Below are 22,768 nucleotides of genomic sequence, written 5' to 3'. Positions count from 1 at the left end.
TAAGTGTAAACTGCAAAAACAAACCTGCTAACGACAATTGTTATAGTATGAGGTTATATCATACTGTTGACCGTAAACCTAATGTCGTTTACGGTAGAATTATTTTAAGACTTCAAAGGTATTCACATCTTTGGGAAGTAAATTAAATTTTAATGTTATGAACTTCAAAACCAGAAATATGAATCTATACTATTTCATTTTCTCTCTGCTGTTGTTTAATGGTCTTGGGCATAGTCAGGAGGCCACTCAAATTAAAGGAACGGTTATTGAAGGGAATGGTGGTCTTCCGGTTGCCTTTGCTACAGTCCTCGCAGCTGATAAAGATTCAAGGCAACCTCTAACCGGCACTACAACCTTGGAAGACGGGAGTTTTGAATTGTCAGTTAGCAGTACTAATTATTATCTGGAAGTGAGTTTTATAGGTTTTCAGACTAAAACATTTGAAGATATAACACAACAAAATGGCATAATAGATCTTGGGATCATTATGCTAATGGAAGATGCACAACAATTGGAAGAAGTAGTGGTGGAAGGGGAACTTTCAAGAATGGAATTTAAACTCGACAAACGTGTTTTTAATATTGGGAAAGATATTAGTAGTACAGGCATGGGTGCCCTGGAAGTATTAAATAATGTTCCCTCAGTTAATGTAAGTATAGAAGGAGTTGTTAGTTTAAGGGGTAGTACTGGAGTTCAGATTTTAATAAATGGGAAGCCCTCCGTTTTGGCGGATGATCCAAGCAATACATTAGGTACTATTACTTCAGACATGATACAGAGTGTAGAAGTAATTACAAACCCTTCTGCTAAATACAACGCAGAAGGAACTGCTGGGATAATTAATATTATTCTTAAAAAAGAAGAGAAGACAGGCCTCAACGGGTCGGTAACTATTAATACAGGTGCTCCAGAGAATCACAGTCTGGGTTTTAGCCTGAACCGCAGAACAGAAAAATTTAACCTTTTTACGCAAATTGGTGCCGGATATCGCTCTTTACCACAAGATTCAGAGTCGGTTAATCAGGATCTTATAAATAATATTACTACAAGGAGTTATGGAACGGCGTTTAGAAATGAGACCTTTAGTAATATTACTCTTGGATCGGATTATTATATAAATGATTTAAATGTAATTACACTTTCAGGGAACTTTGCTTATGAAGTTGAGGATCAGCCTTCGGAGACGTTCATCAGCATTACAGATAATATCACCGGAGAAAATTCACAATGGACCAGGAATGAAGTTACAGAGGCAAACAATCCTAAATGGCAATATGAATTGGCTTACAAAAAAGAATTTGAAAATAACGATGAACATACCCTGTCTTTTAGTGCCATTGGAAGTTTCTTTGGGAAAGATCAGGCATCTGAATTTATAAATTCAGGTACTTCCGGAACGGATATTCCCGGAGATCAGCAAACACAGACAGAATTTAAACAAGCCGATTATACTTTCCAATTGGACTATGTAAACCCTATAAGCGAAAAATATGGATTAGAAGTCGGTTCTCAATTTGTTATTAATAATGTTGGGAATGATTTCTCGGTAAGTGATTTCATTAATGGTGCATGGGTTGTTAATCAAGACCTAACTAATAATTTTGATTATAACCAAAGCGTTTTTGGAGTCTATGGTTCTGGTTCCTATGAGGTTGAAAAGTGGGGCTTTAAGGTAGGAGCACGTCTGGAATATACTAATTTGAATACGATTTTAGCGAACACAAATGAATCAGGTGAACAGAAATATGGAGATTTATTCCCAAGCTTTCATACAACATATAAGTTAACAAAAGATGTTTCTTTTCAGACAGGATATTCCAAAAGGATTTATCGCCCAAGACTCTGGGATTTAAACCCATTTTTCAATATCAGAGATAATTTCAACATTCGAACGGGGAATCCGAATTTACAACCAGAGTATACAGATTCTTTTGAGATTACAAGTATTTTTAAAATTGGAAGTGCTTCTTTGAATAGCACATTGTATTATAGGTATACAACAAATGCCATTGAAAGGGTTTCTGCTTTTGAAGATAATGTTCGGATAACCATGCCTATGAATATTGGAACAGACGGGGTCACAGGGTTTGAGTTTAATGGAAAATATGTCCCGTTAGAGTGGCTAACATTAAATGGGGATTTTAATTTAGGATTATTTAACCGCCGAGGTAGTTTTGAGGATCAGAATTTTGATTTTAATGGCGAACGATGGTCCACGAGGTTAAATTCTAAAATTAGCCTGCCCGCAGATTTTGACCTTGAACTCACTGGTAATTATCGTTCAGGTTACCGAACTGTACAGGGGCAAGTTTCTGAAACTGCTTTTATGGACCTGGGGCTGCGTAAGCAATTTGTACAGGGTAAAGTTGTCGTAAACTTAAGTGTCCGGGACCTTTTTAATTCTCGAATTTTTGAAAATGCTATTGTCCAAACTACTTTTGACTCGTTTAGCAGTAGCCAAAGAGGACGATTTCTAACCTTGGGTATCAGTTATGGATTTGGTAAGGGCCAGGCCATGACTTATTCCGGAGGGCGAAGACGTTAATTTTAGACTTAAAATTATAAAATCCAACCAATTATGATTGTAACTGAATTTAGTATTGTACAATTAAATTGGATAATTACAGATTTTTAAAGATACAAGTAATTCAAAACTGGATTGAATTTGGTGAAAAATCAGAATCAGTGTGAAATGAGGTTTAATTTGTAGTGAACCTGAAAATGCCATAGCAATTAGGATTTGAGCATAAATATTTCTTTGTATATAAAAAGATAAACAATAGGCCATAGTTCTATCTAAGATTGATGGCGTTTTGAAGGTTACTTTTATTTTTAGGGGTAAACTTTAAATTTTTTATAAGTAGTTAAATATGTACTTGAAAATTAGAAGAATTATGGGAAGAAAAACAGAACAAAAAGTACGAACCTACCATAGATATCTTGGGTTCTTTTTAGCCGGTATTATGGCAGTATATGCTATAAGTGGTATTGTACTAACCTTCAGAAATACGGATTATTTAAAGAAGGAAGTACTTATTGAAAGCAAACTTGATATCGGTTTGGAAGGCGAAAATTTGGGCCGTGCCCTTGGAAAAAGAGCCTTTAAGGTAGACAAGAGAGAAGGCAATCTGGTCTATTTTGAAGGAGGAACCTACGACAAAATTACAGGACAAGCGAGCTATGTTGAGATGAAGATGCCACTTATTTTGGATAATATGAACAAGTTGCACAAAATGCATTCCGGGCATCCTTTGTATTGGTTGAATATATTTTTTGGGATAGCACTACTATTTTTTGCTGTTTCGGCATTTTGGATGTTCAAACCCAAAACGCCAATATTCAAAAAAGGGTTATACTTCGCACTGGGAGGTATATTGCTTACTGTGGTAGTGCTTTTTGTGTAATTTCTAACTATTTTTAGTGAAGCAAACATTATATTGTATCAGGAATAGATTTCAATTATGAGAAGAGTTATTTCACAGTTACCCGGGACATTTTTTATTTACATAATCATGGTAATTTTTTCCGGGAATTATCTCCTTGCACAACACTCTGTAGAAAATCCGGAACTGGACAAGAAAGTGGAGGCATTTCTGAAAAGTAAAAAAAACCAGTGGCGTGATTTAAATGTGCCTGATACGGATGGTAAATTACTTTATGACATAATAATTAAGAACGGTTATACAAGAGGACTGGAAATCGGGACATCAACAGGTCATTCTGCAATTTGGATCGCCTGGGCTATGAGTAAAACCAATGGAAAACTCATTACTATAGAGATTAGCGAAAGACGTTATAAGGAAGCCATTGCTAATTTTGAAGAAGCCGGTTTGTCAAAATATATTGATGCAAGATTGGCTAATGCGCATGATCTTGTTAAGAAAATTCAGGGTCCGTTTGATTTTGTTTTCAGCGATGCAGATAAGGATTGGTATACGAACTACTTTATTGATGTAGCTCCTAAATTAGAAGCTGGGGGTTGCTTCGCTGCGCATAATGTGCGTCCCCTGGGAGCAGGTGGCATGTCCGGAACGAAGGCTTATTTGGCATATGTCAAGGATCTGGAAAACTTTACAACAACAGTTAACAACTCTGGAGGTGGGTTGGCCATAAGCGTAAAAAATAATTAAAAGAAGGTACTTGAAGCCATGGAGTTATGAGAATGGCTGGTTCCAATACATAGCGCAGTGCTATTATTAAGCATACAGAACTCGGATTAATCAATTTGTTGGAAATACTAGAATACTCAAAATTAAATATTCAATATGACTAGAAAAGCAATTTTGCGACTCATTTTTTTGGGTTTAATGACCATTCCTTTAATCCTTTTGGCAAATAGGGATCACACAAAAAAAGCAGCAGCTCCATTCAGTGATAATGATGGGGAATATAACCTGATTATTGAGGGATATGATTGGGGTCCTGCTGTTAATAAAATAATTCTCTATATGAAGGAACCAACGACTGAAGTTAAAGCAGAAAATTTTATGGTTACGGCAAAAAGAAGTTATGAAGGTGTTGAAATGAGTCCTGAAGAAGCCAGTGGGGCCAGGAAAGTTGTATACGCCTATACGTCTGATGAAAAGGGAAACAAAGTTGAACAAGGAAAACATATAACCCTGGTGCTGTTTATTGGTCCGGAACATGTCTTGGGGTCGCCTATTAAATACATCCGGGTTAATAATAGGGGCAGTAATAAATGGATAAATTATGAATTGACCATTACCGATTCAACCACAAAGAGGGTATGGAATTCTGAATCTAAAAGGTTTTTACCATTAATTGACAAGTTTAATTTAACCGGTACCTACTCACACAATGAGGTATCTCTCTCATTTGCCTCGTTTGAACCTGAGATTAACGATCAGAAATTACCTTTAATCATTTGGTTGCATGGTGGCGGGGAAGGAGGAAATGATCCAAGTATTCCGTTAATCGCGAATAGGGCCGCTAACTATGCGTCTAAAGATATCCAGAGAATTTTCAAAGGCGCTTATGTTCTGGCACCCCAGAGTCCTACCTTTTGGATGCAATCTTCAAGTGGAGCTTACACAAGGGGTAAAGAGAATGATATCTATAATGAAGCCTTACTGGCGCTGATAAAAAAATATGTGGCTGATCATCCTGATATTGACCCTAACAGAATATATGTTGGAGGCTGTTCAAATGGGGGTTATATGGCACTAAAACTGATCCTCCTAAACCCGGACTATTTCGCTGCAGGATATATAAGTGCATTGGCGTATCAGAACGAATACGTTACCAATGAGCAAGTCGAGAAAATCAAAGATGTGCCTATTTGGTTTGTACATGCCAAGGACGATGGGACAACTGTGCCAGAAAAGACGGTAGTACCCTTATATAAGCGATTAATTAATGCCGGTGCCAACAACGTCCATTTTTCCTTTTATGACCATGTAACTGATATTACTGGATTTTTTGGAGGAGATGATTATTATTACAATGGGCATTGGTCCTGGATCTATTCTCATGCAAACCACGCTAATTTTGATTTTGATGGGAGTCCTGTATTGTTCAATAACAGACCAGTGACAATCATGGAATGGTTGGCTGAGCAAAGGAATTAGCCATGGGGTAATGAGAAAGAAAAATTGAGTTCTGAAGGTTTAGTACTCAATAATGTTTTGCCATCTCCATTTCGTGTGAGTTCAGGGCATAGCTAATTTGTTTTACGGGCATCTGGCGAGGCTAATTTTTCATTCTTTCTTGTGTCGCGTTTATATTTTCTTCTAAGCAGTCTGTCTTCTTTCATCTGAGTTCTGTACGCACTAAGTATACTTCTTTCTTTAAAATATTGCCTTTCAGACAAATGTAGTTTGTATTTAATATTATTTTTTTTATCGCTTTTAGCTTCTATATATATTTTTTTACCGGCCTCTACATACCCTGTTTTTTTAGGAATATTATTAAGATCTCTACTTTTAAAATTGGAAAGTGGGATACCTGTCCAAAGATTGGTTGGGACTTCCTCAAAACCCAAATGCCCTTCTACAAAAAAATCGAATGCCGTGGATTTAACTTCCATAAGGGGGAATTCAACGGTATTGTTGGCAACATAGAGTACATTTTCAATGGACCCGAACCTAATGTCTTCCAATCGTTTTTTCTTAAAAACTATATTCCCCAACTTAATAATAGGATCAAAGCCCTTAATTTCCATTTCCTCCAGATCAAATCCAATAGTTCCCTTTATTGAATTAGATATTATCCCTGTACTATCTATTAAATCGCCCTCTATTTGTGTATTAACACTTACTTTTCCAGCTATTTTATCCGCTTCCTTTATTGAAGGAATATTAAAATAATCAAAGGAAGTCAAAAGTTTTTCCAAATCCAGGTTATCCGTTGTAAAACCAATTGAAAAAGCAGTTTTTACCGGATCTGCAATATCTAAATGAGCATCCAGGTTCACTTTACCTTTATAAAAATCAAAACCGGTATTCTCCAGATAGAGAAGATTTTTATTCTCGAAATAAAAACCGGTATTAAAATTATTAACGATAAGTTTATTAAATACAAACTCATCAATATAAATAGAGAGTTCTGGTTGATATTTTTTATAAAAATCTTTAACAGCAATTTTTAGCGCAAGGTTTCGATTTGTAACTTTTTTACGTGCCACGGTATCTTTAGTACTAAACAGTTCAAGGAAGTCATCGAAACTTAGTTTTTTTGAGTAAATATTGAGTTTTGAACTCATTCCTGTGCTATTCGAATTATTTTGAGGTATAATTGAAGTAATGTTATCCAGCTCGCCGGAAAACTCCAATTGATCTCCGGATGGCAAATCAATTTTAAGAGTTTTTAGAATAGCGTCATCATTTTCAATATCTATTTCCAGGATACTGAAGGGAATCTTTGTCTGACTTGTGTTATGAATCAAAGAACTATTTTCAATGATGAACTTACTGCTTGAGGAACTTATCAGTTCATTCATTTCTTCAATATCACCATTTATATTCGCAGTCAGTTTTAAAGACCCGCCCTCAAGTAAAAAAGTATCATAATTGAGTATATCATTTAATTGTGAAGGGTCTGCCTTAACTTCAAAATCAATGTTTACTAAGGTTTCCCCCGGTTTAGAGATATCTAACTGGGCTGAAAAGTCTGCCTGAGCATTAGAATTAAAATTAAAACCACTTTCTTCCAACACCAAGTTATTTACGTCTCTATAATGCAGCCCGGTCTTAAAATTTTCGAGGGTCATAAAATCTTTGTACTGAAATTTGTCAATACTAATGCCAATACGTGGGTTAAAATCTATATAGATTCCCCGTAATGTTTCTTTTAATCTGCTTTCCGCATCCTTTTTTTGACTGATGTGCTTTTCACTATCATGGGCAAAGACTTGTAAAAAATCATCCCATTGTAATTTGTCAGAATGAAGCAAGAGCGAAGAGGTCACCTGATTTTTTGAGTTTGAAGAGATAAGGGCCAATAAATCATCTAATTCACCCGAAAAATTTAATTTATCCTCTGAGCCCACTGTAATTTCTAAAGAATTAAGAATTGCACGATTGTCAATAATTTCTACATCCAGGAGATCAATAGGTACAATCAGATCCATTGGTTTATAAAAAACACTTCCATTGTATAGATTTATTGAGCTTTTGGCTTCCAGTATCAGGCTTTCTAACTGCATTAAGTTGCCCGTTATATCTGCAATTAGATCAAAGCGGCCGCTTTTGAAGAGAAATGTATCATTATTAAATAAATCATTTAAAAAAACCGCACCGCCTGATGCATCAAAATCTGCACTTACCAAGATCTCTTCTTCTTTTTCATAGTTCAAATCGGCAACAAGCTTTACTTTCCCGGAAGGAATATCAAACCCCATATTGGTTAAATGAAGATTATTTACATCACTAAAAGACAAATCGGTTGAGAAGTTGTCCAAAACCAGGGTTTCATATTGAAATTTTTTAATGGCTATGTCAATGTCAGGGTTGAATTTTTGATAGATTTTTTTAAATATATCATGCAATACAAATTGAGGATCTTTTCTCTTTTCTCTGTTGTTTTTTTGTGGGTCATCAAAAATTTCAAGGAAGTCTTTCCAGTTCAATTTATTTGATCTGAAATTTAAAGTTGAAGAAACCAAATTCTTCGATTCTCCCGATAAAAGAGCTGAAAAGGGGCCTGCCTGTCCATCTATTATCAGCTTATCACCTGAGGTCATTTGCAGCTTCATTATATCTAAAACCGCATTATCTTTTTCTAAATGAAGTTTTAATTCTTCTATAGGTATAGTAATTTTATTTTCGTTGTCAATCAATGAAGTCTTAGATACATTCAATTCCATATTGGATGAAGCAAGAAATTCTGCTGCAGTGCCGGCATCCCCCTTGATATCTGCCATAAAGTTGAAGTTACCGTCTTTAAGTCTAAAAATGGGGTCATCTAGTATTGAAATCAAATTCTCCGGTTTACCTTGGGCATTCAAGGCTGCTTCAATATATGCTTTGGTTTCAGGAGTGCTTTTTAAGAGACCATCACGTATTTCAAAAGCTGTCTCTTTGTATTTGCCAACAATGGTATTGAAATTTAATTTTAAGTTCTTTTTATCTTCGGTTTTTGCACGGTCATCTTCATAGATCCTATTTTTAAAACTTCCATCAAATGCCAATGAATCCAGGATATACCGATCTGCTATTTTAGCCCTATTATTGGTGGCCTTAAATTCAATATGGACTAGTGGATTGGAAAATGGTGCGAAACTACCCTCCAAAGTCGTATAGGTATAAAAAGTCTCTTCAATAACATAATTGCTGAGTTTTTGTTGAATATTGTCCGACACAAGGTTCACCGTAGGCAAATAATCTGTGTTTTCATTCTCAATCTTAAACGCAAAACTACCCTTGTTTGCCGTATTGAAATCGGCTGCAAGTTTAAAAACCTGATCATTTATAGATAAATCAAAGGTCGGAATATAGATCTTATTGGATTTCAAATCAAGCACAGGATTCATTGAACCTGAAACTCTTGAATCTTTGAGGTAGCTTCCTTTCTCCAGGTTGAATCCCAATTGCTCAACAGCAGCCTCCAAATCCATTGAGGACGTAATCTTATCCTGCTCAAAATTAACTATTGATGATACTTTGTTCAGCTTAAATTGTATGGCTTTATTACGCGGAACGTTCTGAATATCAACGACAAAATCTTCAATGTCCAGATCCATTTTAAATGGCGCAAAAGGTTCGGGTGATTTCGCTTTGGGATGCTGGGTTTCTTTTTCGTAAATGGAATCAGAAAAGGTCTCTTTTTTGGTGATCGCAGTATATTTTGCGGTGTTTATTTCAACAGATTTTACCTGAATCTGGTTTTTTAAAAGACTCTTGACGAAGATATTAACATATGCATCCTCTATTTCTAAACGGGCTATTTTATTCTCAGTTGAGTCCAATAGCACCATATTTGTAATGTGGAATGCCGGATTTGAAAATCTGCCCCAGCTTTTCATGGTCATGTCTTCAAAACTCACGGTGCCCCTATGATTCTCTGAGATCGTATTTGCAATGAAGTTGGCAACCTCTTCTTTATGGCTCGTTACATAAAAGTAAGTTGCGAGGAACAGGATAGCCAGAATCACCAATAATCCGGAAACAAATTTTAAAAGTTTTTTAAGCATGAGACTCTTTCCTTAAGGTGAAGAAAGCAATAAATAAGCCTGGAATAAAATTAAGCATTTTTGAGTTGAGGGCTATATTGATTTTTGATAATAATTATGGCTCTTTGGTCCACAAGGAGACCTATCATTTAAAGCTTTTGAAATACCCTGAACCTAAAAATATTTTCGAGGACTCTTGTATCGCTATTGGAAAAGATTTCGGAAGTTTGAAGGACATAGTGCAATTCCAGGCGTAGATTTTCTGATACCTGATAAGACAGAGCGGTATCCCATCGAAAATTGTTCGCTATAATCTCAGTAACTCCGTTTCCAAACGCGAAAAACGGTTCCAGGCTTACAAATACGGTCCAGTTTTTTTCACCACCCATACCAAACTTTTCGGTACGGGTACCTAACAAATACCTGCCTCTGAAACTAAACTCATTGTTAATTTCACCGGCACTGAAATTAAAAAAACGCTGTTCCAGCCTTATACGGTGAATGAAATTGAAAGGCCCTAGCTTGGGACCCTTGAAATTGGCATCCTGGTAGATGCGGAATTCAAAAACGTTGCTGAAATTCCTGCTAAACGTATTAAAGGAAGCAAGACCAAAGGTTAGATTGAAGTAAGTCAAGACCTTGAAATTGATATTAGGCCTTATATAGATTATCTTGAAATTACCTTTATTTAAGGTAGTCCGGAACCCTAAATCTCCTCCAACGGTCCATTTATCATTTAAGGCTTTCCCAAAAGTGACATCCGTCCAGAATTCGGAATTGTTTTCATCAAGTTTTTCGATATCTTGAGGGAGGGTCACTTCAAGTCCTAAAATAAAGCACAGAATAAGACTCAGCAGGAATCTCATTCGGTAATATTCGTTACTAAAATTCATTACTTAGGCTGACTATATAATGCTCTGGAAGCAAATGATACTTTTTCGTTAGCGTTAGGCAGGACTTCTTTAATTAAATCTCTAATAGCTTTTTCAAAACTAAAAATACTAAAATGAAGCATTATTGAGGGTGATATAGCCAATTGCCGGGATATTTTTTATTGGAATAACGTTTTCGGGAATGCTCTACCAATTCATGTGGATCGGAATATGGAACATTTAATTGTATGATTTTTTTGATGAAATTACTCGAGTTGCAACAAATCCCGATTTAGCCATTTAAATGGTTAAATCTTAATAGTCTTTCCAAAAGTAATTTTATCCAAGCTTGATAATTACTTTTTTGGTACCTTACCTTTCAGCTTAGGTTATTTTATATTCCGTGTTTACAAATACAATAATTCCTGCGAGATAAAAACAACCTATTAACTATTTAAACAAATATTTATACAGTGATGGAGAATTCAACCAATTTTTACTCAGTTCCTGATGTAACTCAAGCAAGCGCTGATTGGATTCCGGCGTATCTTCCGGTTGCCAATAAACTTATGGTACAACACGGAGGAAAGTACCTGGCCGGAATAACCAGTCATGGACAGGTTGAAGGTGATGGCCTGGCAGCAGGTCTTGGTGTAATTATGCAGTGCCCCTCCAAAGAAGCTGCTAATTCTTTTATGACAGCAAAATTTGATTAGTATGCAAAAGAATAACAACTAAAGATAAAGATCATGAAAAAATTACTTTTTCTGTTTTCCCTTGTCCTGGTTTGTCAGGCAATAAATTCACAAGAAAAATATACGCCTTCTAAAGAGAATTTAGAAGCCCGGACTTGGTTTCAGGATGCTAAATTTGGCTTGTTCATTCACTGGGGGGTTTACAGTAATCTAGGTGATGCCGAATGGGTGATGCAAAATCAGGATATTACCGTAGATCGCTATGAACTATTACCCACCTTTTTCAATCCTATTGATTTTAATGCACAGGAAATCGTAGAAATGGCTAAAAAGGCCGGGATGAAATATATCACCATTACCACCAAGCATCATGATGGCTTTGCGATGTACGATTCCAAAGTTTCAGATTATAACATTGTTAAGGCTACACCTTATGGCAAAGATATTTTCAGAATGTTGGAACAGGAGTGCCAAAAGCAGGGGGTAAAATTATTTGCATACTATTCCCAGTTAGATTGGCACCACCAGGACTATTTTCCCCGTGGTTGGACCGCCAGGAAAACAGGAAGGCCGGAAGCCGGGGAATGGGGCGCCTATTTGGATTACCAAAATGCTCAAATAAAAGAACTTGCTGAAAATTATGACATCGCGGGGTTTTGGTTTGATGGCTGGTGGGATCAGGCACCGGAAAAAGAAGATTGGCACAAAGCTGTTGAATTTAGAATAGAGGGAATTGATTGGGAATTGGAAAGGACCTATAAAATGATTCACGATATTGATTCGAAATTATTAATTGGCAATAACCACCATGAACTTCCTTTTGAGGGTGAAGATTTTCAAATGTTCGAAAAAGACCTTCCGGGAAAGAATACAACCGGTTTTGGCGGGGCTGATATTGGAAAGCTGCCTTTGGAAACTTGCGAAACCATTAACCAATCGTGGGGCTTTAATTTACAGGATGACAGGCATAAATCTGTGCAGGAACTTATCAGCTATCTGGTAAAAGCGGCAGGAAACAATGCCAATTTTCTTTTGAATGTAGGACCTATGCCAAACGGTAAAGTCCAAAAAGAGCATATAGATATCTTAAAAGCTATGGGAGCCTGGTTGGCTGTTTATGGTGAGACCATTTATGGAACAAGACAAGGATTGGCCAGAGCTGATGATAAGGTTATTTCTACCCGAAGAGGAGATAAATTGTATCTGCATGTTCTGGAGGAAGCAGGTAATGAGTTACTTATTCCGGATTTTGATCTGAAAATTAAAAAAGCAATATATTTCAAAGATAAAACACCGATTAAGTTTGAATTGAAAAAACGAGAATTAAAACTCACAATACCCGAAGATAAAAAAGAAGCTATTGATACTGTAATCGAAATTACGCTCAAATAAAGTGGCTTTATTTCATCTATTTGGAATACAACTTTATGCGAATTTCTAATACCGACCAAGCTAGTTCCTTGATTTAAAAATTTTAGGACTGCCTATTCGGACTCTAATCGGTTCTGCGGTTTTCCAAATTTAAAAACCCTTTCTATTTCATTAATCTTGGCTATATTAGTAACCACTTCATCAGATTAACACCAACCATTATTCTATGAAAACCAAAATACCCTTTCTTTTATTCTTTTTTATTAGCTCATTCACAACTTTTTCACAGGTAGATTCTGCCGTATTTGATACTCTGAATTTCCGGTTTATAGGCCCTGAAGGCAACCGGGCTATCGCCATTGCAGGGGTTCCCGGAGATCCCATGATCAATTATATCGGTGCTGCATCCGGCGGACTATGGAAAACTACGGATGGCGGACTCAACTGGGATTCGGTTTTTGATGACCAGGATGTATCTTCTATTGGAGCCATTGCTATTACACCAACTAATCCCGATATTATTTGGGTGGGGACGGGGGAAACTTTTGTTATTCGACCTGCACATGCCATGGGGGATGGTATCTACAAATCTGAAGATGCCGGCAAGACCTGGAAAAATATGGGCCTTAAAAAAACCGGTAGAATTGGCCGTATCATTGTCCATCCCTCCAATCCGGATATTGTATATGCCGCGGCTCTGGGCCACACTTACGGTCCCCAAAAAGAACGGGGAGTTTATAAAACTACCGATGGAGGCAAGACCTGGAAACAAATATTCTTTGTGGATGAAGATACAGGGGCAGCTGAGTTGGCGATGGACCCTAAAAACCCTGACCGACTTCTGGTGGGGATGTGGTCTATACATATCAACACCTGGGGATTGCGAAGTGGCGGTCCCGGAGGAGGTGTATACAGATCTGTAGACGGAGGTGGATCCTGGGAGGCCCTCTCAAAAAAAGGGATTCCCGGTGGTGCTGAGAATCCCGTAGGTAAAACTGCTGTGGCCATTTCGCCTTCAGAACCGGATATTGTGTATGCTTTATTTGAGATCGATAGTCCCGCATTGTACAGATCCGAAGATTTTGGGAATACCTGGACACTGCAGACCCGGAACCACGATATTGCCGAGCGTGCACCTTATTATACCCGAATGGCTGTATCTCCCGGTGATCCCAACGAACTCTATTTTGCAAGTGTAAAGTTTTGCATCTCAAAAGATGCTGGTAAGACCGTTAAAGGAGGCTACAGTGCCGGGGGTGATAACCACGATATTTGGTTAGATCCGGGCAACCCGGATCGTATGATGGTGGCGCACGATGGTTGTGCCAGTATTACATTAAACCACGGCAAAAGTTATCAGCGTGTGGTACTGCCCATTGCACAGATGTATCATGTTTCCGTGGACGATCAGATTCCCTATAATGTCTACGGAAATCGCCAGGACGGTTATTCATATAAAGGGCCAAGCAATAGCAGACAGGGCTATATTCCGCTCGGTCTATGGAAAGGGGTAGGAGGCTGTGAAAGCGGTTTTGCCCAGCCCGATCCCTTTGATAATGACATTGTATGGTCTGGATGCTATGATGGCGGATTGCAGCGTTATAATTCTAAAACCGGCCATGCAAGAGACGTCCGCGTTTGGCCGGAAGCCGGATACGGTTGGGAGCCGGGCAAACTTAAGTACCGTTGGCACTGGAATTTTCCCATGGCATTTTCACCACATACAAAACACAGGGTTTATGTAGGCAGTCAGTTTGTGCATAAAAGCGATGATGACGGTCAAAGTTGGCAGGTGATTAGCCCGGATCTGACACTTAATGATAAGACCCATCAGCAAAATTCGGGGGGTATTGCTATTGATAATTTGATGACTTTTGATGGATCTGTTTTATTTAGTATCGCAGAATCAACATTAGAAGCCGGGCTAATCTGGACCGGAAGTAATGATGGCCAGGTGCAACTTACCAAGGATGGTGGCCAAAACTGGACCAACCTTACAGCTAATATTCCCGATCTTCCAAAATGGGGAACCATAGCAAATATTGAACCTTCAGTTTATGCCGAGGGAACAGCTTATATAACAGTAGATTTACACCAAATGGGTGACTTTGACCCCTATGTTTACAAAACAGAAGACTACGGCCAGACTTGGAAATTCATTAGTGGTTCCGTTCCTAAATCGGTTCACAGCTTTGCCCATGTTATCAAGGAAGACCCCAAACGCCAGGGAATGTTGTACCTGGGGGTAGATAATGGCCTATACATTTCTCATAATGACGGGGAGAATTGGATGCGACTAAAAAACAATCTTCCGCCTGCACCTGTTTACTGGCTGGAGATACAGGAGCGTTTTGATGACTTAGTGGTGGGTACTTATGGAAGAGGGTATTATATATTAGATAATATTTCACCCCTCCGTGAATTTGATGTTGATGCCCGCAATAAGGAAGCACATCTCTTTAGCCTCCGCCAGGCTTACCGTTTTCAGGAGCAGCAAAGTATTAAAACTGACGGACCGAGTATGAACTCCGGGGAAAACCCGGCCTATGGTGCAGATATCAATTATTATCTGAAAGACAGTACGGATCAAAATGTGGAAATACAAATAATAACACAGAATAATGAAATTGTTAGGACCCTGGAAGGAACGAAGCACCAGGGCGTAAACAGGGTAATGTGGGATCTGCGCTATGAACCAACCTACAAGCCAAAATTGCAGACTGCACCTCCCGGAAGACCATGGGTACAATTAAATGGGGAAGGATGGCGCCCTCTGGTTACCTGGGACCTTGACCTGATGCGCGGCCAATACGGCCCTAAAGTGGTTCCGGATATGTATAAGGTAAAGCTAATTGTTGGGGAGCAGGAATACATAAGGGAAGTAGAAGTCTTAAAAGATCCTACTACCGAAGGAACCCTTGAAGAAATTAAACAACAGGTAGCTTTTTCACTGGAACTGCGCGATGCAATAAATTTAGCGGTAACCATGATCAATGATATTGAGGAAATTCGCTCGGAACTTACGGAGGTCATACCCAAATTGAAGAAGAAGGGCGATATTGAAAAAGCAACACAATTGCAGGTCTTATCTGAATCAATAGCAGGGACACTCTACGATATTCAACTTACCGGAGCCAGGGAAGATGCGTTCAGGGCACCGATGAAACTTTATGGAAGACTGAGTGCCCTTGCCAGTGATATTACAGGAAACGGGGTAGATTTTAAGCCAACGGATCAGCAGCGGGAGGTGTATGAAATTTTTAATGAACGATTAGACGGTATCAACAAGAGGTTTACAAATTTTATGGAAGTAGAATTGAAAAAGCTGAATACGCAATTGAAAAAAAGTGAACTGCAAATTCAATTGGAGAAGAAGATAAAATCATAACCCAATGCTATAGTGCAAGGCACAACGCAAAAACTTACCGCAAAACCTCTTCAATTAATAGAATTATAGGAATTTGGTGCTTGGAATTTGTTTTTTCGATCCACTGGTGTTTCCTCTTCGCGTTAAATACCCTCTTTATTTTGTATTAAAAGTGGCTATTGATTTAGGAAAAAAATAATGGTTATAACTTTTAAAGTATAATTTAACCTGGTAATACTAATTCGGCCTGACCTACATCATTGGCATCCTCCATGTTGCTTCATAGTTTTGTTCTGTACCTTAAAAGAAATTAACTTAATACATGCAGATCATGAAAAATATATTTTTATTCCTGATAGTTGGCTTTTTTCTTCAGATGCCGGCCGTGTCTGAAGCACAGATATTGGGTAAACTAAAAAAGAAAGCCGAAAAGCAGGTTGAGAAGGAGGTCGAAAAAGCACTGGAAGGTGAACCAGAAGAACCTCAAGCAGAAGAGAAACAAACTAAAGAGGACCAACAGAAGCCTGAAGAAACTAAAGATGAACAGGTCGCCAGGCCTTGGTCTAAATACGATTTTGTACCTGGCGAAACCGTACTATTTGAAGACAATTTAGAAGGTGAGCAAAATGGTGAGTTTCCCTCACAGTGGGATTTAATTGATGGCTATGTTGAAAATGCCTTGTTTTCAGGTGAAAACGTGATTCGATTTCCCATCGAAAATTCCGGGGCCACCATTAAACCACTTATGAAAAAGGAAGGCGACTACCTTCCGGAGAAATTCACGATTGAATTTGATATGTATTTGTCCAGCAGGACAAGCAAGTACAGGGTTTACTTATGGGACAAAGGAAAATCAAATAGACGTCCGGATGGGTTACATGCCATAGAGGTGGGTTATGATCAGGAGGCCTCTTATCAGGGAGGTAAAATGCAGCGTAAATTACCGGAAGCATCACAAAAACCTTATCCACACTGGCGCCATGTGGCCATTTCATTCAATGTAAGGGCACTCAAAATATATATAGACCAGGACCGACTCGTTATGATCCCAAACGTAACGGGCAATCCTACTGCGTTAAGTATTCAAGCGAGCACCTACGATTTTGGTCAGACCGGGGATTATCCTACTATGATAAGAAATATACGTATAGCCGAGGGTGCCGTTAAACTATATGATCGTTTTATAACTGATGGGAAAATTGTTACTAATGGAATTAAATTTGATTCGGGAAAAGCTACTTTAAAACTCGAGTCAATGGGGGTAATTAATGAAATTGTGAAACTCATGACGGAACATCCGGAAATAAATTTCAGTGTTGAAGGACACACAGATAGTGATGGTGATGCACAGTTCAACATAGATTTATCTGAGCAGCGGGCAAATACCGTAATAAATGAATTAGTTGCCCGTGGTATTGATGGCAAAAGGATGGTTGCAAAAGGATTTGGAGAAGATGTACCGGTTGCAGACAATACTTCACCCGAAGGTAAAGCTAATAACAGAAGGGTAGAATTTGTGAAAATGGACGCTCCTAAAATCTAATTAAGAGTCTTAATACAGCAGGATGTAGCTTTTTTTTAAAAAAACCCACCGAACAGGTGGGTTTTGCTTTCTTTGGTGACCTGGCCGGTGTTAGGTCACCAAGTTTGACTTTTCCATCTACTGCATTCTTTTTTGATTTAATTTGAATGTGGGAGGTTTAACTTAGATCCTTGGTAATCTTAAACCCGCTTTCGGACATAATAACCACCTGTTCGTCCTTAAACTGTAGGAATACTTCATAAATGCCGTATCTTATATAAAACTTCCCCGGCGTCCCAGGCGTCATCAATTTATTACCGGCATATTACTCATTTCGAATAACCTATATTTTAACAGTGTAACCTTAAATTTCTAAATATGAAAACTATCAATCATTATCTGTCAAAAGTACTTTTGGGAGCAAGCATGCTGGCCATGATTTTGTTCGCCTATTCTTGTAGCCAGGAACCGGATCTGGAGGCGGATAACCTCACGGCGATACAGGGTAAATCCAAAAACATGGGTTTACAAATTTTAGCCGAAGGAGCTGCCCTTAAATCGGCGAATGGCATAGATATAGGGCCGGATGGGTATCTCTACATTGCCAATGTGCTGGGAGGGGAGATTGTCAAGATGGATAAAAACAGCGGCGAGATCCTCGAACGAATCACAGACGGTGTACAAAGTCCCGACGATCTTGTCTTTGGTCCCGATGAATCCCTCTACTGGACGGATATTTTAACCGGGGAAGTAGGACGGCGGACTCCCGGTGGCATGGTTACCAAACAACCTATGAACATGCCCGAAAATGCCCTGCCTGGTGTCAATCCAATCGCCTTCAACAACGAGGGTCGTTTGTTTGTGGCCCTTGATTTTCTGGGAGACGGGCTTTATGAGTTTAACCCCAATCTTGCAACTCCTCCCCGTCCGATTATCCAGGCCTCTGAGGCAAACCCTTTTCCACTGGGTTTTTTCAATTCCTTTGATTTTGGTCCGGACGACAGGCTTTATGGACCGTTGTTTGCAGCTAATTTAGTGATCGCAGTAGATGTGGGAGCTCCTGGTGATCTGCCCCTCACAGGCAGCTTACAAGATGGTTTTGGTGGTGCCGTTGAAATATTGGCCGGTTTTGGAGGGGAGTTCACTAACCCGGTAGCTGCGAAGTTTGGTCCCGATGGTTTATTATATGTCCTGGACCAGTCCAGCAAGTTATTTACCCTGGACGTGGAATCGGGTGACTTAACAGTAATTCTCCCGGACCTGGATCCGGCCATGGACAATATGGTTTTTGACGAAGATGGCACCCTTTATCTGACCAATGCAAACGAAGGTTGGGTTGCAAAACTAAAGCCAGGCGGGCAACTTCAAGAGATCAGCCCGGGTGGCATGGTCTCACCCCAGGGCGTGGCCGTGATAGGAGGGTCTGTTTTCGTGGGAGATCAATTCAGTATGAGAGCATTCAACAGGGCCAACGGAAAGCAGAAAAATACTTATAAGAGTGAGTTGGTCCCAGTGCCAGGGACACCCTCCCTAATATCTCCCATGAACCTTTCTGCAGACGGCAACAATGTGATGATTGCTTCCTGGTTCAGTGACGCCGTTCAGGTCTTTGACCCCCGCACTGAAAAAGTGCTGGAGGAATATTCCATTTCGGTACCCATTGATGCGGTTCGATTTAAGGATGATATTATCGTGTCAGCCCTTGGGGAGGGCGGGGTTATTTTCGCAAGTGATAAATCCATGATACTCGAAATTGACGGGGCCAACGTATTTGCCCCCGGTGGTTTGGTCACGGACGGGGAAACCCTATGGGTGGCAGATTGGGGCTCAGGTATTATATGGGAGATCAATTTTGACGGCAAGAGCCCCAGGGCTGAGGTACTCATTCCTCCAGGAGTGTTGAGTAACCCAGAAGGCCTGGCTTTGGATGAGAAAGGAAGGTTACTGGTCGTGGATACAGGAACATCGAGCCTCTTGCGCATCGACCTTAAGGATAATAACGCCGTGACCACGGTTGCAGATAACCTGAAACTCGGTGCTCCTGCCCTGCCTGGTTTTCCTCCCACCTTTACATTTGACGGGGTGGATGTGACCCCCTCAGGAGACATTTACCTTTCAGGAGCCGGCGCCAATGTGCTTTACAGAATTCCAAAAAACTAGGCTTCTTTAGTATTCGCAATTGTCGCTAAAAACCTTCGCGGTTGTTTTATGCCGATTCAATAATAACCATTCCAGGGCTAAGCTCTTGGGATGGTTTTTTTGTTTAAATTTATTTTCTAGGGGTGGCGGGATGGAATTTGGCCCCGATAGTCCCGATAGCTATCCGGAGGGGTGGAATTTGGAATTCATTGGGGAGCAGTGGCTGGGGTTGGCTCACTTTGTTCGCCTGACCCGGGCCGAACGACCGAGGAAGGTCCGGTGGACCTTTCGCAGTGAGGAGCCAGGCGGTGCGCTGGCCTTTTCAATGAGATTTTAGCGGCTGGGGTTAACTTCGCTGCACTCGTTGGACCCAGCCGCCCCGAGGTCCAAACCAAGATTGAGGTATTTAAGCAAAAGATAATTTTGAGAATTTTTATTTTGGAGTTTTATACCCAGCTGGGGTTGACTCCTTCTGGTCGTCTGACCCAGCGCTCCTGTGCTTCAAATGCAAAACCGCACAACTTGACTTTTATCATATCTTAGTATACCTTAACGAACGATATTCCGCATATTACCCAGGGAATTATTAAAACGAACTGAGTTAGCTTTATGAAAGGGTTTTTTGAAGAACTGAAAAATCGCAATGTCTACAAAGTGGCCACGGCATATGCCGTATCCAGTTGGCTTATCATGCAGGTGGTAAATACAATGGGAACCAATTTGGGATGGTCAAACGATATCGCTTCATGGACTACCAAGATTTTGATTGTAGGCTTCCCTATTGCCCTTGTGCTTGCCTGGGTCTACGAGTTAACACCACAGGGGTTAAAAAAAACGGGAACCGCACAGGCCGAGACCAGCGAAAACAAAAAAATGGGCCGCAGGCTGAATCAGTTTATCATCGGTGTCCTGGCTTTAGTCCTGTGTTTTTTGCTGATAGAACGCCTATTCTTTGCAGAAAGTAAAATCGATTTTGGCAAATCTGAAGCGTCTATAGCTGTCCTGCCCTTTAAAAATGACAGTCCGGATGAGAAGAATGTGTATTTCTGTGACGGAATTACAGAAGGAGTGCGGGACAACCTCTCCAGGGTTCCCAGCTTAAGCGTGATCTCCAGGACGTCAGTGGAACAATTCAGGGAGAATCCTTCTTCCGTTGCTGAAATCGCAAAAAAACTCGGAGTACAATATATCCTGGAAGGTAGCGTCCTGCGCCTGGAAGACCGTTCGATCATCCGGGCCCGACTGATCTATGCCCCAGAGGAGCGCAACATGTGGTCTGAGGAATTCGATCGGGAATTAGAAGATATTTTTTCAGTACTCGCTGAGGTAACAGCTCAGATTGCTCAAAAGTTAGAGAGAACCATAGCCCCGGAAGTGATGAAAAACATTGAATATGTACCCACCGATGACCTGATAGCATATGATTATTACTTGCAGGGCAGTGAGTATCTGAACAATTATGGACAAGGGGGGCATACCGAAAACTTGGAAAAGGCAGATTTGCTTTTTAAGTTGAGTCTGGATCGGGACAGCACTTTTGCCCAGGCCTATGTGCAACAGGCACGTATTTTCAGGGAGCAACATCAATTTGAATTTTTCAATAATGAAAGCCTGGTAGATAGTATGCTGCTGTTATGCAACAAGGCAATTTCACTGGATCCTAATTTGGCTGATGCCTATTGGCTAAGGGGCGCTTTTTATGATGATTTTTTATATGACCTCCCCAGGGCCAACGAAGATCTGAACAGGGCGCTCGAACTGAACCCGAATCATACCGGTGCCATTGTTCAATTGGCATGGTTAAATTTCGTCCATAACCGTGAAATAGTCAATGCCTTACGATTATTGAAGAAATTGGAGAAGCTGGACCGGTCCGAAAGCGGATTGCTTGGAACGTATATTTCGCTGGCGGAGTTATATTGGGACTTATGGGAACATGAAGAGGCGTTTCGCTATCTTGACAAGGCCATAGATATCAATCCTGGCCTGAATGGATTGAAAGCGTGGTTTTTGGTACAGCAGGGCAAAATAGAAGAAGCCATTGAGCTTATCGCTAATAGGGGAGATTCCCTGGGAAAATTCGCCGCCCTTGGTTTTTTCCACCTGCTATTAGAGGATTACGATGAGGCGCTGAGGTATTACGAGGCCTGGGAAAACGCAGCTAGGCGCGATGGGATAGAGCAGGTTTCCGAATTGCGGGATTGGCACAGGTACGGGCAAGTTCTGGTGGCTATGGATAAGGAGGCAGAAGGCATCGAGATGATGGAATATCAATTGGAGTTGAATAAGAAATTACTGCTCAATTTTCAACAGGCACATTCGGTCTATTATGAAGATGCCGGGATCTATGCTTTTCTCGGAAAAGAAGAACTGGCTTTGGAGTATTTGAGAAAATTTGATAGCATCAACCGTTGGGATGATGGTAAATTACATTTTATACAGAGGGATCCACAGTTCGACAACATTCGTGAGAACGAAGAATTCAAAGCCATCATCAAGAAAAGAATGGAGGAGATCAAAAGGGCCCGGGAAGAGGTTAGGAGATTGAAGGCCTCTGGAAAACTTTGATGCCATTATCTGATAAATCGGATAGGGTTTATTTCTGCCTTACTACGTAGTTTCACTTCTCTCAGGTACTGGCTGGAGGCCTGTGAAGGCCGCAGGCAGGTTCGTTCCTTGTAGTCGCGTGATGCTGAAGCCTTTAGTCAGCATGCGGACTTTGTATTATGGAAAGCGTAAGTACGCAGTGCTCCTGTCCTGCGTCCTGGCCGGGGTTGACTCCCGCTGGTCGTCTGACCCAGCGCCCCCAAGGTCCAAGAACAAAATCGCGCAAGCCATCGCTTGCTGTTTTATATTTCTTCGGAAAACCCAAGCGAGCTTGGATTTCCTTCAAAATAAAAAACCCACCAAATTGGTGGGTTTTGCTCTCTCTGGTGACCTGGCTGGGGCTTACCGTAGTATGGCGCTTTTGCGCCAAATACGGCATAGACTTCTCGCCCCAATTTTATTTCATAAAAAAATCCTGACGTTGTTGTCAGGATTTCCATATCACTTTGTGACCTGGCTGGGGCTTACCGCAGTATGTCGCTTTTGCGCCAAATACGGCATGGACTTCTCGCCCCAATTTTATTTCATAAAAAAATCCTGACGTTGTTGTCAGGATTTCCATATCAC

The 22,768-nt window shown here is 40.1% G+C and carries 12 protein-coding genes; 10 read left to right on the top strand and 2 right to left on the bottom strand.

Annotated features, from left to right (window positions below; all coding sequences use genetic code 11):
* Positions 1 to 178 precede the first annotated feature (178 nt).
* The 4 genes from Q0X89_RS08515 (at position 179) to Q0X89_RS08500 (ending at position 5,588) form a co-directional block, all read left to right on the top strand.
* The gene (locus tag Q0X89_RS08515; protein ID WP_297693119.1) at positions 179 to 2,545 is read left to right on the top strand and encodes an outer membrane beta-barrel family protein; all 2,367 of its coding nucleotides are present in this window, start codon (positions 179 to 181) and stop codon (positions 2,543 to 2,545) included.
* 349 nt (positions 2,546 to 2,894) lie between these two features.
* Positions 2,895 to 3,404: a PepSY domain-containing protein gene (locus Q0X89_RS08510; RefSeq protein ID WP_297693117.1), complete on the top strand. Its 510-nt coding sequence runs from the start codon at positions 2,895 to 2,897 to the stop codon at positions 3,402 to 3,404.
* 57 nt (positions 3,405 to 3,461) lie between these two features.
* Positions 3,462 to 4,130, top strand: a complete 669-nt coding sequence (locus Q0X89_RS08505; protein WP_297693115.1) for an O-methyltransferase — start codon at positions 3,462 to 3,464, stop codon at positions 4,128 to 4,130.
* A 135-nt stretch (positions 4,131 to 4,265) separates the two neighbouring features.
* Positions 4,266 to 5,588 carry a prolyl oligopeptidase family serine peptidase gene (locus Q0X89_RS08500; protein ID WP_297693113.1) on the top strand — a complete coding sequence of 441 codons (1,323 nt, stop codon included), beginning with the start codon at positions 4,266 to 4,268 and terminating at the stop codon, positions 5,586 to 5,588.
* Positions 5,589 to 5,680: 92 nt separating this feature from the next.
* Here the strand turns inward: Q0X89_RS08500 and Q0X89_RS08495 are convergent, their stop codons facing one another.
* Positions 5,681 to 9,649: an AsmA-like C-terminal region-containing protein gene (locus Q0X89_RS08495; RefSeq protein ID WP_297693111.1), complete on the bottom strand. Its 3,969-nt coding sequence runs from the start codon at positions 9,647 to 9,649 to the stop codon at positions 5,681 to 5,683.
* Between the two features lie 128 nt (positions 9,650 to 9,777).
* Positions 9,778 to 10,494 (bottom strand): DUF2490 domain-containing protein, encoded by a 717-nt coding sequence (locus Q0X89_RS08490; RefSeq protein ID WP_297693109.1) that lies wholly within the window; start codon positions 10,492 to 10,494, stop codon positions 9,778 to 9,780.
* 482 nt (positions 10,495 to 10,976) lie between these two features.
* On the opposite strand from Q0X89_RS08490, the gene Q0X89_RS08485 reads away from it, so the two are divergent.
* From Q0X89_RS08485 to Q0X89_RS08460, 6 genes are all read left to right on the top strand, one after another.
* On the top strand, positions 10,977 to 11,216 hold the full coding sequence (locus tag Q0X89_RS08485) for a DUF1330 domain-containing protein (protein ID WP_297693138.1): 240 nt from the start codon (positions 10,977 to 10,979) through the stop codon (positions 11,214 to 11,216).
* 33 nt (positions 11,217 to 11,249) lie between these two features.
* Positions 11,250 to 12,587, top strand: coding sequence for an alpha-L-fucosidase (locus tag Q0X89_RS08480; protein ID WP_297693107.1), 1,338 nt, complete (start codon positions 11,250 to 11,252; stop codon positions 12,585 to 12,587).
* Between the two features lie 205 nt (positions 12,588 to 12,792).
* Complete coding sequence (locus Q0X89_RS08475; protein WP_297693105.1) at positions 12,793 to 15,954, top strand: glycosyl hydrolase; 3,162 nt, start codon at positions 12,793 to 12,795, stop codon at positions 15,952 to 15,954.
* Positions 15,955 to 16,264: 310 nt separating this feature from the next.
* Positions 16,265 to 17,476, top strand: coding sequence for an OmpA family protein (locus Q0X89_RS08470; protein ID WP_297693103.1), 1,212 nt, complete (start codon positions 16,265 to 16,267; stop codon positions 17,474 to 17,476).
* Positions 17,477 to 17,833: 357 nt separating this feature from the next.
* On the top strand, positions 17,834 to 19,615 hold the full coding sequence (locus Q0X89_RS08465) for a hypothetical protein (RefSeq protein WP_297693101.1): 1,782 nt from the start codon (positions 17,834 to 17,836) through the stop codon (positions 19,613 to 19,615).
* 588 nt (positions 19,616 to 20,203) lie between these two features.
* Positions 20,204 to 22,162: a hypothetical protein gene (locus tag Q0X89_RS08460; RefSeq protein WP_297693099.1), complete on the top strand. Its 1,959-nt coding sequence runs from the start codon at positions 20,204 to 20,206 to the stop codon at positions 22,160 to 22,162.
* Positions 22,163 to 22,768: the final 606 nt, after the last annotated feature.

This window comes from uncultured Eudoraea sp. (assembly GCF_947258525.1).
In the GTDB taxonomy this organism is placed as follows: Bacteria; Bacteroidota; Bacteroidia; order Flavobacteriales; family Flavobacteriaceae; genus Eudoraea.
Note: the sequence above shows the minus strand (reverse complement) of the source record. Positions and strands in the feature narration are given on the sequence as shown.

Coding starts and splice junctions, on each gene's coding strand:
- Q0X89_RS08515 (WP_297693119.1), top strand. CDS start 179: ATGAATCTATACTATTTCATTTTCTCTCTGCTGTTGTTTAATGGTCTT.
- Q0X89_RS08510 (WP_297693117.1), top strand. CDS start 2,895: ATGGGAAGAAAAACAGAACAAAAAGTACGAACCTACCATAGATATCTT.
- Q0X89_RS08505 (WP_297693115.1), top strand. CDS start 3,462: ATGAGAAGAGTTATTTCACAGTTACCCGGGACATTTTTTATTTACATA.
- Q0X89_RS08500 (WP_297693113.1), top strand. CDS start 4,266: ATGACTAGAAAAGCAATTTTGCGACTCATTTTTTTGGGTTTAATGACC.
- Q0X89_RS08495 (WP_297693111.1), bottom strand. CDS start 9,649: ATGCTTAAAAAACTTTTAAAATTTGTTTCCGGATTATTGGTGATTCTG.
- Q0X89_RS08490 (WP_297693109.1), bottom strand. CDS start 10,494: ATGAGATTCCTGCTGAGTCTTATTCTGTGCTTTATTTTAGGACTTGAA.
- Q0X89_RS08485 (WP_297693138.1), top strand. CDS start 10,977: ATGGAGAATTCAACCAATTTTTACTCAGTTCCTGATGTAACTCAAGCA.
- Q0X89_RS08480 (WP_297693107.1), top strand. CDS start 11,250: ATGAAAAAATTACTTTTTCTGTTTTCCCTTGTCCTGGTTTGTCAGGCA.
- Q0X89_RS08475 (WP_297693105.1), top strand. CDS start 12,793: ATGAAAACCAAAATACCCTTTCTTTTATTCTTTTTTATTAGCTCATTC.
- Q0X89_RS08470 (WP_297693103.1), top strand. CDS start 16,265: ATGAAAAATATATTTTTATTCCTGATAGTTGGCTTTTTTCTTCAGATG.
- Q0X89_RS08465 (WP_297693101.1), top strand. CDS start 17,834: ATGAAAACTATCAATCATTATCTGTCAAAAGTACTTTTGGGAGCAAGC.
- Q0X89_RS08460 (WP_297693099.1), top strand. CDS start 20,204: ATGAAAGGGTTTTTTGAAGAACTGAAAAATCGCAATGTCTACAAAGTG.